We start from the raw sequence: 15,435 nt of genomic DNA, 5'->3' as shown, positions 1-15,435 counted from the left end.
CCGCCTCCAGGCCATCGAGCGGGAGACCGACGTGGCCTAACGAGTGGTGCACATAACTTCGTACTCGGTGGTGCACTCACTCGAGTACCTGGACACGGATGTCCATCAGCGCGATGGTGGCGGTCGCCCTCCGGGGCGGCCGAGGATCGCAACGTCGGATCGTCGTCGGAGCGCCATGAGCCGTCGCGGGTGGCGGTCGCCCTCCGGGGCGGCCGAGGATCGCAACACACCCACCGTGGCCACCGCCCAGGCCGCCGCCGCATGTGGCGGTCGCCCTCCGGGGCGGCCGAGGATCGCAACACGTACAAAGACGTCACCACCACCGAGGCGCAGGGGTGGCGGTCGCCCTCCGGGGCGGCCGAGGATCGCAACCACGCGGTCCCTCGGAGCACAGCCGGGTGCGCCACCCGTGGCGGTCGCCCTCCGGGGCGGCCGAGGATCGCAACCCTGCGCTCCCAGTGCAAGGAGGAGGGTGCGATCACGTGGCGGTCGCCCTCCGGGGCGGCCGAGGATCGCAACAGCGACACGATGCCCGCGGGCGCATCCTCCGCCCTGGTGGCGGTCGCCCTCCGGGGCGGCCGAGGATCGCAACGCCAACGGCGCGGAACAGCACATTGTCCAGATCGCGTGGCGGTCGCCCTCCGGGGCGGCCGAGGATCGCAACATCAGCCCGCGGATCTCGGCCGCGTCGAGGATGCCCGTGGCGGTCGCCCTCCGGGGCGGCCGAGGATCGCAACCACCTCGCGCTCGCCCACAACCGGCCCACCGTGCTGGTGGCGGTCGCCCTCCGGGGCGGCCGAGGATCGCAACTACCAAGGTCCGCGCGTCGTGAAGTTCCGGATCACGGTGGCGGGCGCCCTCAGGGGCGGCCGAGGATCGCAACTCCAGCTCGTCCGGCTCGAAGCCGAGGAAGTCGATGGTGGCGGTCGCACTCCGGGGCGGCCGAGGATCGCAACGAGCACAGCGATCCGGAGCCGGGCATCCTCCCGCAGGGTGGCGGTCGCCCTCCGGGGCGGCCGAGGATCGCAACCACCGGGCCAACCTCCCCCGGGTGGGCCTGGACGACGGTGGCGGTCGCCCTCCGGGGCGGCCGAGGATCGCAACCCTTTACCCGGCCGAACAGTTTTGCCACCGATGCGCGTGGCGGTCGCCCGCCGGGGCGGCCGAGGATCGCAACATGACGTAGTTGGCGTAACCCTGCATCCAGTCGGCGTGGCGGTCGCCCTCCGGGGCGGCCGAGGATCGCAATGATCTGCAGGGCGTGCAACTCGGCGAGGCTCAGGTCGTGGCGGTCGCCCTCCGGGGCGGCCGAGGATCGCAACACGTTCACCGGGCCTATGAAGATCACTTCTGGCTGGTGGCGGTCGCCCTCCGGGACGGCTGAGGATCGCAACTCGACCGCGGCGTACGCCTCGGTGGTGTAGGCGGGGGTGGCGGTTGCCCTCCGGGGCGGCCGAGGATCGCAACACCGGAGCCATGCTCGGGACCGGCGCGGCCAACCGGTGGCGGTCGCCCTTCGAGGCGGTCGAAGATCGCAACGACAGCGACGACGGCAGCATCCGGGCGTACATCCCGAGTGGCGGTCGCTCTTCGGGGCGGCCGAGGATCGCAACTCCGAGGAGATGGCCGGTGGACGCCAGCTGCGGCTCTGGCGGTCACCCTTCGGGGCGTTCGAGGATCGCGACATCGACATGGACAACTTGCGTACGCCGGTGCGTGTGATTGAGATGGAGTGGGCGCTTAGAAGGCGCCCGCTCTAGTGCTTCGGATATGGGCACTGACCTGAGGAAACGTGATCTTCCCCGCCGTCCCATCGGACGCTGGGGGACGCATGGGGGAAGGGCATCTTCCCGATGACTGGGGGACGCGATGTCCATCGGACGTCCGCACGCGCAGAATCTCACATCTTCCTCGGGTGAGGTCACCTTCGTGGAAACAATCCCGTGCCTCCCGGCGTTATGGATCTTCCAGCTGCCGAGGAAGGGAAGGTGTGGGGCCTGAAGCTGTTCCACGTGACACAGAGCGGCGCGGCCGAGGTCGCGCCGCGTCTTGCTGAGACGGAAGCGGACGTGCAGGGTCAGGTCGAGGCGCACATGGAGACGTTGCTTGGCGTCCGGTTTCTGGCGAGCGAGTACAGCACGGGGCCGGTCCATGGGGGCAGGATCGATTCACTCGGTCTGGACGAGAACGGGTCACCCGTCGTCGTGGAGTACAAGCGCGGTGTCGACGCCGGCGTCATCAACCAGGGCCTGTTCTACCTGAGCTGGCTCGTGGACCACCGCGCGGAGTTCGAGCGCCTGGTCCGCGACCGGCTCGGGGCACCGGCCGCGGACCACGTGCTGTGGAGCAGTCCAAGGCTGATCTGTGTCGCCGGGGACTTCACCCGCTACGACGTGCACGCTGTGCGGGAGCACCGGCGTAGCATCGACCTGGTCCGCTACCGGTACTTCGGCAGGGGCCTGCTCGGACTTGAGACCGTGGCTTCCGTCAATGGAGGCCAGCCGGTGGTGCGAGAGGCCCGCAGGAAGCTGGTCGTGCGGGCAGGGGGCGCCGATCGGGGTGCAAGGTTGGATGAACTGGTGCAGGCGCTCGACGAGACACTGCTCGGTCTCGGTGACGGTGTGACCCGCGTTCAGCGCAAGACGTACCGGGCGTATCAGCGCCTGCAGAACTTCGCTTGCGTCTGTCCGCCGCAGAAGACCAAGCTCCTCGTGTACCTCAAGGTGGCTCCGAAAGAGGTCGACTTGGTGCCGGGCTTCACCCGGGACGTGACGGGGCTGGGCCACCATGGGACGGGCGACTTGGAGGTGCAGCTCCGTATGCCGAGGGATGTGGAGCGGGCGCAGGAGCTGTTCCGGGCGAGCTACGCGATGGCGTGATCGCCTGCCGCAGGGGCGTTCTGGCGGGCTGTGCTTCGTGTCGTGTCCGTGGCCGCAGGCGGCGCCTTTCGGCGTAGGGGCAGGGCATGGCGGTGGACTATCTATGGTGCGCGGGATCGCCGGTTTGGCCAACCGGCGATCCCGCGCTATGTAGCTTCGCTCTGCCCAGCGTGTCGCTCGGAGGGCCGCCGTGCTCCGGTCTCTGCTCAGGTAGTACTGGCGGTCTTGGGAGTGATCGATTCGAGGACGGGCGGTGGCAGGACTCCTAGCAGCTCCGATACATGCCACTGACAGCCGGGCACCAAGTCGTCAATCCGAGGAAGGTCACAGGTTCGGCGGGAGCGCGTCGGCGCACCAGCGTGGTCAGGCACTGCCAGAGCCCGGCGTGCAGGGGACGGTGGAGTCCTCTTCCATCAGCTAGTGCATCTGCTCGAAGGCCCGCGATGAACTGACTCGGGGGGTGTGGCGTCAGGTGGATCCGGGAGGTGGGCGTTCGCCGCTTCTGTGATCCGGCCCGGCGGAGAGCCGCTCGTGTTCGTCCTCCCACACCTTCAGCAGGACGTGAGGGTCGGCGCCGCAAGCTCGGGCGTATCGGAGGATGAATCCGCGGTCCGGGAAGTGGGCGCCACTGAGGATTGTGGTGATGTAGTCGTTGTCGACTCCGGTCCTGCGGGCCAGGGTTTCGTGCTCGATGCCCGCTTGTCGGCGTACTTGTTCGAGAACGACGCTGATGTGCGTGGGGCCGGTCGGTAGGTACTTGGATGTGTCGGTCATGGCTGGGCTCCCGTGGGCTCCGTGGACGGGTTTTGCCTGCAGCTTGGTCATGAGAGCTGCTTGGTCAGCCGGTGCGGGCAGCCGTGAGTGGCTAGGCGCAGCGTCAGGGTGCTGAGGCTGTAGAGGGCCTGAGTCCAGTGACCGGACTGGTACAGGAAGGGCACGAGTCCGGTGGGGCCGAGCGCGAGTTCCGCGTAGTCCGCGAGGCAGATCGGACAGAGGCGGGTCGTGCGTTGACGGGCACGCTGCGGTTTACGTCGGTGACGCAGAGGGGAAGGAGTCAACGCGATCTCCATGGAGAGTCGTGAGACCGGGCCCCGGAGGGAAGACGCCAATCGACTACCGGGGCCCTGGTGTCACCTAGCTCTCTGGGCTAGGCGGGAATGACGCTAGGTGCGTAACGGCGCTGCTTCTTCCGCTTTCCTGCCGCCGGGCGCGTGCGGCCCCTCCTCAACTGCGCTTCGGCCAACTTCGGTTGGCACCCTCTGTGGCGAGCTGTTCGAACCACGTGCCCGGCGTGGACTTCGGCTTTTCCGCTGATCACCCCTGGTGGTAGCGATGAGTGGGCTCCCGTGCCGCAGGGGCGCGGAGGGCTGTGTGCGATTGCCTTGTGAAGGCTGCGGGCTTCATCGCAGGCGTCTCGGCGGTGCGATGAGATGCCGGCCCGTCGGTTGCACTTGCATGAGCGGGCAACGGTTGAATCGAGACATTGTTGCCTTAAGTGCGCATACACCATGGGTTCGGAGGTGATCCTGGTCTGGTCGGGCAAGATGCAATTGCATCCCGGCAGCGGGGTGTTCGATCACCGCGGGAGGTAGTCCGGTGAGGAAGTTGATGTACGCAACACGGCAGGACGCGGACAGTGCCGGCGTCGTGTGGCGCAAGAGTTCGCGCAGTTACCCGGAAGGGGAATGCGTGGAGGTCGCGCAGCCGTCGGACGCGCAGGTGCTCTTCGATGACTCGAAAGTCCGCAAGGGTCGTGTGATGGAGGTCTCCACGGCCGCAGCGGCGGCCTTCCTGGCTGCCGTGCGCCACGGTGACATCTGAGGGCGACGGTGATCGTCGCCGGGCGCATCGTTCGCTTCCGCCGCCCGTGTGCGCGGGCGGCTGGAGTTACTGAGGGCCTTTGGTCCTTGGGGCCGGCGGACCCATCCAGGCCCAGCATTACCTGACACCCCATCACCGGAACCGGCCAACTCTGGACTTTGCCGGTAACCGGCCAGTATGCATAGGGATAATGCAAGTGCATACCGCCTCTGACGTGGGCGGATGGTCAGCCGATACCTGGGGGTGTGCCCGTGGGAGAGCAGCCTGTGCCTGAACAAGGGCAGGACGGTACGAATACGGACTTAGGGCAGGATAGAGCCCACAGTGCGCGCATGTACGACTACTATCTCGGCGGAAACACGAATTACGCCGTGGACCGGGAGGCCGCTCAGGAGGTGATCCGGGTTTTCCCCGCGATCGAAACTGTCGCCAGGGTTAACCGGTCCTATATGCACCGGGCCGTCCGCTACCTCGCGGAGCAGGGGATCCGGCAGTTCATCGACGTGGGGGCCGGTATCCCCACCGCTCCCAATCTCCACGATGTCGCGCAGAGCGTTGCCCCGGACTGCCGGGTCGTCTACGTCGACAACGACCCCATCGTCCTCGTCTACGCCGACGAACTGCTCGATGGAACACCGGAGGGGCGGACGGCGTACGTCCAGGCCGACGTCACCAAGCCTGAGGAGGTTTGGGCCGCGGTGACGGAGCGAGAAGTTCTCGACCTCACGCGCCCGGTCGCTCTCAGTATGCATGCCCTCATGCACTTCGTCACCGACGCTATGAGGCCCTACGAAATCGTCAGGAAGCTTCTGGACCCGCTGGCACCGAGCTCCTACCTGAGCCTCAGTCACTGCACCGGGGAATTCGACCCCGACGCCTGGCAGGCCATCATCGACACCTACACGAAGAGCGGCACCCCCGCCCAGGTTCGCGACCGGACGGAGGTGCAGCGCTTCTTCGAGGGCCTCGAACTGGTGGGCCCGGGGGTGGTTCTCGCTCACCAGTGGCATCCGCAACCCGGTAGTGGCCCGGGTGTGCTCAGCGAACGGCAGGTGTCCCTCTATGTCGGTGTCGCCCGCAAGCCCTGACCGGCGCGGTGTGGGAGCACGTCAAGACGTGCCGAGGGAACGGTAGAGGCGCGCCATGTCAAGCAGTCTGCGCCGCGCTGCATCTGGCCCCATCCCCTTGTAGCGCAGCATGTCGAACACCTTGTCCCGGTGGTCCACCAGCTCCTCGTCCTGGACGAACAGGCAGCCGTCCAGGTTCTCCGCGTAGGCGACCTTGGGCACCCGGCCCTCGAAGTCGAAGATCACCGTATTGCCGAGTTCGACCGGCAGGTCATAGTGCATGGTCGGATCGATCAGGCGCAGCTGGTAATTGCGTTTCTTGGACAGGTCGGCCAGATGCTCCATCTGGTCGGCCATGATCTTCGCGGAGCCGACGCGATTGCGGAGCGCGGCGTCGTGGACCACGATGATCAGCTTCTTGTCCGAGGCTGCCTCGAACCTTAATTGCCGCTCCTTGCGCAATTCCAGCAGTGCGTCATGGCTGCTACTCTCGCCGCGACCCCGTCTGATCAGTGCCTCGGCATACGCCGGCGTCTGCACCAGGCCGTGCAGAAGGTCGGGGCAGTACGCCTTGATGCCCGTCGCCATGTCCTCGAAGCTGATCACGGACTGGAGGTACGGCTTCGCCACGCTCGACCAGTCCTGCCACCAGGTCGGCTGATTGGCGATCTCGGCTAGTCCGAGCAGGGTGGCCTGCGCTTTTTCGCTCTTGAGCCCGTAGACCGCGAAGAGCTGCGACAGGTCCTTGTCTTTGAACTGGTGATGACCGCTCTCGATCCGGCTCAACTTCGAGGGGGAACAACCCATCCGGCGCGCCACCTCGCCCTGCGCGAGGCCGAGCTTGTGGCGCTGGCTCTGCAGCGCGTACCCCAGCAGCATCCGGGGCCCGGACGGGACAGCCTCGTCCTTGAGGTAGCGAACAGTCCCCCTACGGCCCTGCCTGTCCCTTTCACTCCCGCCTTCGCCGGACCCCGGGATGCCTGCTATCTGCCTGATCAACCTTTACTCCTAGTTCTACGGATGGAACAGAATGTGACCCCCGGAGGTTCATAGTGCACAACCCTGCGTGTACTGGAGGCTGAATCGCAAGAATGTCCAAATTGGCACGGATGTCCGTCTGTGTGATCTCGCGAGGGTGGAACTAGAGAATCCGAGCAGTTATCGGCGGTCAACGTGGCGCATCGCAGCGAGAACTGGCGCGTACCGTTGATGGCCGACTTGTGACCTTGTTTCGGCGAGATGTGAGCGCCTCGCCAACTGTCGGGGACAAGGGGTACCTGCCGCTCCTGCGTCAGCGGTGGGGCACCGTAGAGGACGGATGTGGCGGTTCGGGGAGTCGTTTGGCCGCAGCAGACTTCGCCCGCTGCGCCAACTTGGGTCCCCAGGTGCCGGATTGGTGGGCCAGGGCTTTCGAAAATGTCGGCCAGCAGCGGACTCGGGGTGTACGGGGACGCGGTGATGGTCCAGGTGGGTCGGTCCGGTTCGGAGCCGGCCCAGACGGTCCAGGTGGCAAGGTTCTGGGTCGGGCACTGGGCGGTGAAGGCGTCGAACTGGACGCCTGCGTCCCCAGCGGGGGAGGTCCAACGGATCCATCGCCCGTCCGCGGTGTGCTTCCATCCGGCGTCGGAGAGGGGCTGGGTGGCGGCGGTGACGGTCTTCTCTGTGACCGGGCTGCCGAGAGCCGTGTCCCAGCCGTCGGCGTAGGCGAGGTGATCCAGCAGTTCCTGCAGCACCGGAGCAGGCGTGGCGCCGGTCGCGGTGAGGACCCACTTGCGGTCGGACACGGGGGTCTTGTAGGCGGCGACAGTCCACGCCGCTTCGCAGGCGGGGGCTTCGTGGACGCGTTCGATGCGCAGGGTCTGGGACTCGTGGACGGCGTGGGTGGTGTCGTCGGACCAGGTACGCCACTTCTGCCACTCGCCGTGTGCGGTGAGGAACTCCTCGAGCAGGGCGTCGTGGTCGCCGGGGTCGGCTGCGTACGCCGGCACGATTTCTGGCTCCGGGACAGGTTCGGGCTGGGCCGTCGGCGGTTTCGTGCCGGTGTCCGGTGTGCCGAGGAAGGTGCGGGCTTGGGCGGTCTGCCGTTCGGTGTCGGTCAGGGGGGCGGGGCCGGGGCGCATGGTGTCGCCGTGGACGCGTTCGAACATGGTGAGGGCTTTGGCGGGTGAGTCGAAGGTGTCGGCGACCTGCCGCAGGTGGTTCTCGCCGTGGAGGTAGACGCTCTTGCCCGTATCGAGGTAGGTGCCGACCGCGACGGTGGTGTGGCCGTCATGGGCGTGGACGTGGATGAGGAGCCGCCCTTTCCGGATGTCGTCGTAGATTTGTTGGGCCTGGTCGGAGACCTCCCGGATTTCGGCCCGGGTGCACCACGGCATGGGGTAGTCGGCCCAGGTCCATTCCTCGGCGATGGCCTTGCGGAGCGGTTCGCTGATCTCGGTGGTGATCCCGGCCTTGTTGAGTTGCCGGGCGGTTTCGTTGGCCCAGTAGGGCTCTTCATGGTCGATGCGGGCCAGGACGAGCGTGTTGTCCGCGGCGGTTTCCCAGCCGTCGGCCTCCAGCGCGGTGACGGCGATGTGGGCCTGGGTGCCGGTGACGGTCGCGGTGACGGCGCTGTGGTGTGTGGGGTGGGTGTCGAGGTGGACGTGTGCGTCGAGGGCAGGTTCGGTCACTCGGTGTGTGCTCTTTCTGCCCGGCGGCCGGACCCGGCCGGGGTCCGGCACCGGGATGGTCGGGTCAGCGGGTGAGGCGGCCGGCGGGGGCCCGGGTGGTGGGGGCGGGGCCGGTGCGCCGGGCTGCCGGGGTCGTGCGGGGTGGGGGGCCGGTTGCCGGGGAGGTGGCGTGCTGCCAGCGGGTGCGGATGGCCGTCAGCTCGGCGAGGGCGCGGCGGCTGCCGACCACGAGCTGGTAGGGGGTGTTGGCCGGGTCGTCGGTGAAGGCTTCGATGCGGCGGCCGACGTGGTGGGCGGTGGCGAGGACGGACCGGTGCAGGATCCGCTCGCCGAGGTAGGGCGCGGACACGTCCGGCCTGGCGAGGAAGCCGAGCACCTCCCGCGGGTCTTCGACGCCGCTGAGGACGCTGCGCTGCTGGGCCTGCCAGAGGACGGTCACCGGATCGACGGGCGCGTGCCGGCGTATCAGTGTGGTCAGGCACTGCCAGAGTCCGGCGTGCAAGGGGAGGGTGAAGTCCTCTGCTGTCAGCCAGCGCATCTGCTCGGTCTCGGCCGGCCGTGCGGTGGCCGTGGCGAGCAGCAGCCGCTCCTCCTGGGCGGCCTGTCCGCCGTCGGGCGGGGCTTCCTGCGGGGGTGCGGGGGTGCGGGGCAGGGAGCTGAAGTACGGTGGGAAGGCGGCGGCGATGCCGTCCACGACAGCGGCGAGGGCGTCGGCTTCGGCCAGGGTGCTCGGCACGGGGTGGGGGCACGAGGCGTCCCGCGCGGTGTGCGTCAGGCGTTGGGCGGCCTTGTGCAGGCGTCGGCGGGCGTGCTCGGCTGCGATGATCCGCGCGTACGCGGGCGCGTGCCGGGGGGTGGGGCAGGCGCTGATGAGGGCGTGCAGGTGGGCGATGGTCAGCCCGCGCGCCCGCTCACGGGCGGCGTCGAGGACATTGCCCAGCCAGGCGATGTGCTCGGCGTGTTCGCCCGGATCGGGGGTGGGTTGATTGCGCAGGGCGGCGACCGCGGCGGCGTGATCGGCGGCTTCGACCGGGGCGGGGGCCGGGAGCGCTTGGATCGCGGTGAACACGGCGGCGTGCGCGGCGGTGGTGAACGCGTCGGGTTCGGTGCCGGTGACGTCGGGCAGGCGGTGCGGTTCGGACAGGAGGGCGCCGAGCAGGGCCTGCTCGGCGAAGTAGCCCGGCGGTGACGGTGTTCTGGCGTCGGGGTGGTTCTCCTGCGGGCGGATGGTGGAGGGCATCAGGCGGCGAGGGTGAAGTCGTCGGGGTGGAAGGTGGCGTTCAGGTGCGGGGCGAGGAGGTGGGCGGCCAGCCGGGGCGGGACGGCGTTGCCGATCTGGGAGAACTGCTGGCCCTTGTTGCCCTGCCAGGGGTAGTCGGCCGGGAAGGACTGCAGGATGCCCGCCTCCCGGGCGGTGATCTTGATCGGCTCCGGCACCACCATGGCTATGCCTGCGGTGGCGTCGTCGGAGGTCGGGGTGGCGGGTTTGGCGACCCAGGTGCACTCGTTCGCGCGGTGCCCGAAGAACAGAGTCCCGGCCGGCTCCTGGACCGACCGTACGGTGGCATGGGCCTGGTTGTTGCTCCGCAGGGACCAGGCCCAGCGGTGCGCGTCGGCGGTGAACGTCGGCGCCGGACGGTTGGAGGGGCGGTCGTGGCCGGACCGGGCGGCCCAGGCTGATCCCTCACGACGGGACCGCGGGACGGCTCCGCCCGGGCGCGGCGTCCAGGTGCCGCGGTCGCGGGCGTCGGTGAGGGTCTTGCGGGAGCCGGAGGGGAAGGGCTCGGGGCCGCCGCCCGGGCCGCCGCCGGCACACACGGTGGGCACCGGGCCGTCGGTCCGGCCCCACCCGAGGGCGTCGGCCATCGACACCCACCGGTCCCGGCCGGGACCGAACAGCGACTCGGGCTCGGCGACCTGGGCGTGCGTGGGCGGCGGGGGTGCGGCGGTACGGGCGCGGGAGGCGAGCAGGATGGCACGGCGGCGGGTCTGGGGGACGCCGTAGTCGGCCGAGTTGAGGATCCCGGTCCAAACGGAGAAGCCCCAGGTGCGCAGGATGGCGGCGTACTGCCGCCACAGGGGCAGGACGTCGGGTACTTCCTCCATGGCCACCCACTCCGGCTCGCCCACCGTATGGAGGGCGTGCAGGTAGCGCATGGGCTCGGCGGCGAGCAGGGAGCGCGGGTCGGCGCACGCGGCCAGCAGCTGGGCGCGGGTGTCGCGGCCGGCGGCGAGGTCGGCGACGGCCTGGTGCACGAGGGGCTGGTCGACCAGGCCCAGGCGCTTGCCGGCCATCGACCACGCCTGGCACGGCGGGGAGGCGATCAGCCCCAGGACACGCCCGGAGAAGATCCACGCGGGGTAGCGGGCGACATCCGTCTGGATGGTCAACTGCCCAGCGCGGGCTCGGGTTCTGCAGGCCCACGTGTCCCACTCCAGGCCGATGTCGCGAGCCCCCAGCAGGGTGAGGGCGTGGCTCCAGCCGCCGGGGCCGGCAAATAGATCAAGGACGATCCGCCTCACGCGGTCAGCCCGAAGTCGTTGTGCACCGGCTCGGGTTCGCCCCGACAGGCCCACGGGGAGCAGCCGTCCACCACCCCGTTCTCCAGCTCCTCCGCCACCGCGGTGCGGTCATCGATCTCCTGCTGGCGCGCAGCCCACTCGGCCGCCGTGACATGGTCGATCGGCGCATCGCTGAGCGGGACTCGGGAGCGGTGGAGGAACGCCTGCCCGAGCAGGCGGTTGCCGCCGGCGTTCGCGCGGGCGTTGCCCGCCCGGATCGCGGCATCGAACTCCACGACGTCCTGCCACTCCTCGGGGCTGGTGTCCCGGATGTGCCGCCACTGAGCGTTGCCGTGGAACGGGCAGCCCAGGCAGCTGGACTTGGGGGTGTCGGCGAGGCCCAGGGAGGCGAGGTAGCGCAGGCAGTCGCTGCGCGACCAGCCCAGGTCGATCAGGGGGTGGCGGTTGCGCATGTAGCGGACGTCGGCGTCCTTGGCGCGGTGGAACTCGTCGGTGGAGATGCCCACCCACTGCTCGACGAAGACGTCCTTCGGGACGCGCCGCGGGTAGGGGTAGCCGAGGAGTTCGCGGACTTGTCGTTTGATCGGTTTGATCTTGTATTCCCCGGTGCACTGACGCCGGGTCATGCCCTGCTTGCCGTCCTGGTTGAGGATGTACAGCGGCATGGACGCGAAACGATGGTCCGGGTCGAGGGCGTCACGCCGGATGTTGCCGGAGGAGACGCGCAGGATGGGTATCCCGGCGGGGGCGGCGATCTCCTTTTCCAGCCGGTCAAGGTGCTGGTAGACGACGCGGGGCTCCCAGCCGGTGTCGGCGAAGATGGCGTAATCCGCCTTCGGGAGCAGGCCGTTGGCGGACAGGGCGAGCAGGGTGCTGGACTGGACGCCGGCACTGAGAGAGATGCAGATAAGCGTGGGCGAGGCGGGAATCGGGGACTTCCTTGCGTGAACGAGGCAGCGGCGGGACGCCGACGGGGGCGGAGGTGTCAGCGGTGGGCGCGTGCGCTGCTGGACGCGGCCGGGGCGGGGGCCGGGCGGGCCGCGCGCGGGGCGGGGATGTGAACGGTGTTGATGACCGTGCTCAGGACGGCGATGCCGAGGGCGGTCAGGCGTACGCGGTCGCGTGAGGGGCCGTGGGGGAAGAGCGGGGGCACCGTGGCGGGCTCGCGCGTCAGCAGACCCTCAGCTTCCAGGTGGAGGAGAACGTCGAGGGACACCGGCGCGGTGTGGCCGTAGGCGTGCTGGCCGTGGTGGGCGGTGACGGTGACGTGGCCCTGGGCGACTTCGAGCAGAGCACCTCGCTGGGCGGTGTCCAGGCTGGGGACCGTGGTGGTGCTGCGTGCCCGCTGGGGCAGCCGGGTGGCGATCTGCGTGGCGGAGGTGACGATGGCCGCCGGGGCGAGAGCGGTCAGTTCACGGGCCAGCCGCAGGTACTGGCCGAACCCGCGGCGGGGGTCAGGGGATGTCGGTTGGGCGTCGTCGGCGGGGGCGGCATGCTGGGCGGCGGTGAGGTAGCGCGTGGCCCCGCCGGTCAGGTAGGCGGTCTGCGTCAGCCGGACGACGGCGCTGATGACCGGCTCGACGGCCGGCAAGTGCTGCTGCCGCACCGCCTTGATGGACGCGAGGGTCTCGCGTTCCAGACGGTGGGAGGAGGGTACGCAGGCGTCCGGGGGAAGGGGGGCGCGGCCGGTGAACAGCAGGTCGATCGCGTCGTTGTGCCGGGTGTAGAGGTCGGCGAGTGCCAGCAGCCGCTCCACGGGCGTCAGCGTCACGGGCGCGTCCACGTCGAACATGGGCGTCTCGGGGTCGGGCGGTGTTGTCATCAGCGGCGGTGCCTGGCGGCAGATGGGGCGGGGGCGGGCGGGGGCAGTGCCGGTGTGGTCTGCTCGACGGCCGGCGGGGGCGTGGTCAGGCAGGCGCGGGCGTCCGACAGCGCGTGCAGGGCGTCATGGACCTGCTTGGTGAGTTGGCTCAGCGCGTCGATGGCGTCGAGCTGTTTGTGCGGGGTGCTTCGGGCATCGGGCTTGCTCAGGGCGAGGACGGGGGCCAGCGCCAGGGTGTAGTGGGCGGTGGCGCGGCCGAGGTGCGCGGCTGCCCGGCCGAGCGGCTCGACGCCGGCCTGGTCCGCGGGATCGGCGCGGTCGCAGTGGAGACCGAAGTGGGCGTCGCCGACCGCGCGGGTCGTCAGGTGACAGAGGAGGTCGATGTGCCGCATCACGGTGAACACGCCGTAGGGGGAGGCGGCGACCGGGTGGCCGAGGAGGTCGGCGACCACGGCGTCGAGCGCCTCCGCCATCGTCATCTCGTCCAGGTCGCTCGGCTCGTAGGTGTGCAAAGGGCGGGCTCCTCGGGAGGGTTCAGCGACTTGTCGCACGGGTCGCGGCGGGTCTGGCCGCGGGCGGGAGGGTCGCGAGTGGGGCGGACCGAGGCCGGCCCAGGGCGGCGAGGGCGGCGGCCAGGGCCTGGCGGCCCTCGGCGGTGAGGTGAGGGCGTTCGTCGTGCAGCCACAGCGCGCAGGATTCACGGCGCACCAGGTCACGGCTTTCCAGGGAGCGGATCGTGGTGATGGCGATGCGCCCGGTGCCCGGCTCGACGAGGACCTTGTCCTCATGCTGGTCGAGGGTGACCCGGCCGGCGGCGACGGCTTCGAGCGCCGTGTGCTGCGCCAGTGACAGGGCCGGCGGCGGCGGGAAGGCGCCGGGGCGCTGCCAGTGCAGTTCGCGGGCGAGGAGACCGGCGGCGGCCAGGCAGTCCTCGGTGCCGAGTGCGGTCAGCTGTCCGGCCAGGCGGGTGTGCCTGGCGGCCTGTGCTGTCTGTTCACTGGGCAGACTTGTTGCCGGCCCCTGTCCGGGGTGGTGGACGATGGTGTGGGACAGCAGGTCGACTGCGTCGATGAGGTGATCGGCGGCGACCACGGCGAGGGTGGCGAGCTGCGTCATCCGGTCGATGGCGCGTTTGACATCCGGCGAGTGGTAGAGCCCTGGCGCCGCACGGATGGCGTCGCGCGCATCGAGCGCGCCCCGGGCCAGGGCCTGGGTGACCGGGATGTGTTCGGCTGTCGTTGCGGTCACGTGGGCGGGATGCGCCGAGTTCAAGCGGGTGAGGACGTCGTGGTGCCGGGTGAAGTCGGCGCCGAGGACCAGAAGGCGCTCGGGCAGGGAAAGGTCGGGCAAGGTCATCGCTTCGGGGGTCGGCCGGCGTGCGCGCGGGCTGCCTGCACGGCGGCGTGGTGGACGTAAGGACGGACGGGCGCTGAAGTCGCGGGGGTGATCAGCGCCCCTGAGCCGTGCTGGACGAGGTAGGGCAGGTCTTCGAAGAGTGGTTCGACCGGTGCCGGGTCGGCCAGGTGGGCGAAGAACTGCCCGGCCAGCTGGTCGGGGGCGTCGCGGCTGAGGGTCGCGGTCCATACCGTGTCGAACCCGTCGTACACCGAGTGCGTGAACCGCCAGGGCCGTTCCTCGTCGGGTTCGTGGGTCAGGACGCAGTGCCCGTCGGGGGAGGTGTGGGCCGTGGTGGTCTCGGTGTGGGTGGTGGTCCAGCCGTTGAGGGCGGCGGTCTGGTCGAGGGTGCTCGTGGTGAGGGGGATGCGGTCGGTGTGCCGGGTGTCGCCGAGGAGCTGGGGCAGGGTCTGGGTGACGGCGGCGATGGCCTCGATGGGGGTCTGCCGGGAGAACCGTGCTGTCCAGTTGGGGTCGTGGTGGCGGATGGTCCACCACGATCCGTCGAACCGGGTCGGTTCGAAGTCGAGGAAGGCGCTGCCGCAGGGACTGTCCAGGCGCATGTGCCCGCTGGCCGGGTCGTGATCGTAGGACCAGCCGAACAGGTGGATCAGGGGGCCGAGTGCGTCGGCGATGCGGGTGCCGGACTCGGCCAGGTACCTCGGGGAGACGAGCACGAGGTCCTCGGCCGCGAACGTGTTCATCGCCGCCGCCCGGCCGTGGAAGCGGCAGAGGACACGGGCCGGACCGGTGCTGCCGCCGGCGGCGAGGGCCGCTGGGTGTCCAGGACCAGCCATCCGGCGGCGGTGACCGTGACGTCCCGGCCGCCGAGCGAGGAGTCCCGCTCCTGCATGTGGACGAGCCGGTTCTTGGCCAGGAGGTGGAACGGCTTGCTGTGGATGGTGCTGCCGTCACCGGCCCGGATCGTCTCCCGGCCGCCGCGCAGTGAACGCCACAAGCGGGCTTCGCCCTGGGCGATCTTCTCCAGTGCCGTGTACTGGGCGCGGGTGAGCTGTGGCAGCGGCGGCATGTGCTGCGGATGCCGTGTGAGATCACGGATGATCCCGGAGGCGGTGTAGTGGCAGCCCGTCGCGCAGACGTCCAGCTGGTGGGCGGCATCGGCGAGGATGTCCGCCAGGTCGGCGCGGATCTTGGCCTCCTGGGCTTGGCGGGCGGCGTCGTCCAAGGGCGGCTCGCCGGAGAACCCGGCCGCCTCCAGCGGGTGTCGGCCACTGCTTCGGCGAGGTCGAGGGCGGCCA

14 protein-coding genes and 1 CRISPR repeat array are annotated in these 15,435 nt (G+C 69.8%); of the genes, 3 read left to right on the top strand and 11 right to left on the bottom strand.

The features are described 5' to 3' along the window. Nucleotides 1-116 precede the first annotated feature (116 nt). A CRISPR array of direct repeats spans nt 117-1,685; the repeat unit is 37 nt; unit sequence GTGGCGGTCGCCCTCCGGGGCGGCCGAGGATCGCAAC. A 303-nt stretch (nt 1,686-1,988) separates the two neighbouring features. Continuing rightward, nucleotides 1,989-2,879 (top strand): DUF5655 domain-containing protein, encoded by an 891-nt coding sequence (locus ACZ4W9_RS34530; protein ID WP_467942424.1) that lies wholly within the window; start codon nt 1,989-1,991, stop codon nt 2,877-2,879. 468 nt (nt 2,880-3,347) lie between these two features. Here ACZ4W9_RS34530 and ACZ4W9_RS34525 read toward each other — a convergent pair whose 3' ends face one another. Then, nucleotides 3,348-3,704, bottom strand: a complete 357-nt coding sequence (locus ACZ4W9_RS34525) for a helix-turn-helix domain-containing protein (RefSeq protein WP_467942410.1) — start codon at nt 3,702-3,704, stop codon at nt 3,348-3,350. 771 nt (nt 3,705-4,475) lie between these two features. Here ACZ4W9_RS34525 and ACZ4W9_RS34520 point away from each other — a divergent pair. After that, nucleotides 4,476-4,700 (top strand): DUF397 domain-containing protein, encoded by a 225-nt coding sequence (locus ACZ4W9_RS34520; protein ID WP_467942409.1) that lies wholly within the window; start codon nt 4,476-4,478, stop codon nt 4,698-4,700. A gap of 251 nt (nt 4,701-4,951) precedes the next feature. Then, a complete protein-coding gene (locus ACZ4W9_RS34515; RefSeq protein WP_467942408.1) occupies nt 4,952-5,788 on the top strand; it encodes an SAM-dependent methyltransferase in 837 nt (278 codons plus the stop codon). A gap of 21 nt (nt 5,789-5,809) precedes the next feature. Here the strand turns inward: ACZ4W9_RS34515 and ACZ4W9_RS34510 are convergent, their stop codons facing one another. The 10 genes from ACZ4W9_RS34510 to ACZ4W9_RS34465 form a co-directional block, all read right to left on the bottom strand. Continuing rightward, on the bottom strand, nt 5,810-6,646 hold the full coding sequence (locus ACZ4W9_RS34510) for a helix-turn-helix domain-containing protein (protein WP_467942406.1): 837 nt from the start codon (nt 6,644-6,646) through the stop codon (nt 5,810-5,812). Between the two features lie 116 nt (nt 6,647-6,762). Next, nucleotides 6,763-8,436, bottom strand: a complete 1,674-nt coding sequence (locus ACZ4W9_RS34505; protein WP_467942405.1) for a DUF317 domain-containing protein — start codon at nt 8,434-8,436, stop codon at nt 6,763-6,765. A 64-nt stretch (nt 8,437-8,500) separates the two neighbouring features. Next, a complete protein-coding gene (locus tag ACZ4W9_RS34500) occupies nt 8,501-9,676 on the bottom strand; it encodes a DnaB-like helicase N-terminal domain-containing protein (protein ID WP_467942404.1) in 1,176 nt (391 codons plus the stop codon). Further along, nucleotides 9,676-10,950 carry a DNA cytosine methyltransferase gene (locus ACZ4W9_RS34495; RefSeq protein ID WP_467942422.1) on the bottom strand — a complete coding sequence of 425 codons (1,275 nt, stop codon included), beginning with the start codon at nt 10,948-10,950 and terminating at the stop codon, nt 9,676-9,678. The genes ACZ4W9_RS34500 and ACZ4W9_RS34495 overlap by 1 nt, the downstream gene beginning before the upstream one ends. A gap of 5 nt (nt 10,951-10,955) precedes the next feature. Further along, the gene (locus tag ACZ4W9_RS34490; protein ID WP_467942421.1) at nt 10,956-11,828 is read right to left on the bottom strand and encodes an adenine nucleotide alpha hydrolase family protein; all 873 of its coding nucleotides are present in this window, start codon (nt 11,826-11,828) and stop codon (nt 10,956-10,958) included. Nucleotides 11,829-11,944: 116 nt separating this feature from the next. Further along, the gene (locus ACZ4W9_RS34485) at nt 11,945-12,781 is read right to left on the bottom strand and encodes a hypothetical protein (RefSeq protein WP_467942402.1); all 837 of its coding nucleotides are present in this window, start codon (nt 12,779-12,781) and stop codon (nt 11,945-11,947) included. After that, the gene (locus ACZ4W9_RS34480) at nt 12,781-13,293 is read right to left on the bottom strand and encodes a hypothetical protein (protein ID WP_467942401.1); all 513 of its coding nucleotides are present in this window, start codon (nt 13,291-13,293) and stop codon (nt 12,781-12,783) included. Before ACZ4W9_RS34480 ends, ACZ4W9_RS34485 begins: the two co-directional genes overlap by 1 nt. 22 nt (nt 13,294-13,315) lie before the next feature. After that, on the bottom strand, nt 13,316-14,137 hold the full coding sequence (locus tag ACZ4W9_RS34475) for a hypothetical protein (RefSeq protein WP_467942400.1): 822 nt from the start codon (nt 14,135-14,137) through the stop codon (nt 13,316-13,318). After that, nucleotides 14,134-14,880 carry an SPDY domain-containing protein gene (locus ACZ4W9_RS34470; protein ID WP_467942398.1) on the bottom strand — a complete coding sequence of 249 codons (747 nt, stop codon included), beginning with the start codon at nt 14,878-14,880 and terminating at the stop codon, nt 14,134-14,136. Before ACZ4W9_RS34470 ends, ACZ4W9_RS34475 begins: the two co-directional genes overlap by 4 nt. Continuing rightward, complete coding sequence (locus ACZ4W9_RS34465) at nt 14,877-15,362, bottom strand: hypothetical protein (RefSeq protein ID WP_467942397.1); 486 nt, start codon at nt 15,360-15,362, stop codon at nt 14,877-14,879. The genes ACZ4W9_RS34470 and ACZ4W9_RS34465 overlap by 4 nt, the downstream gene beginning before the upstream one ends. Nucleotides 15,363-15,435 lie beyond the last annotated feature (73 nt).

Source organism: Streptomyces sp. NPDC029296, from assembly GCF_055569255.1.
The sequence above is the reverse complement of the archived record's forward strand: the minus strand, read 5'-3'. Positions and strand labels throughout refer to the sequence as shown.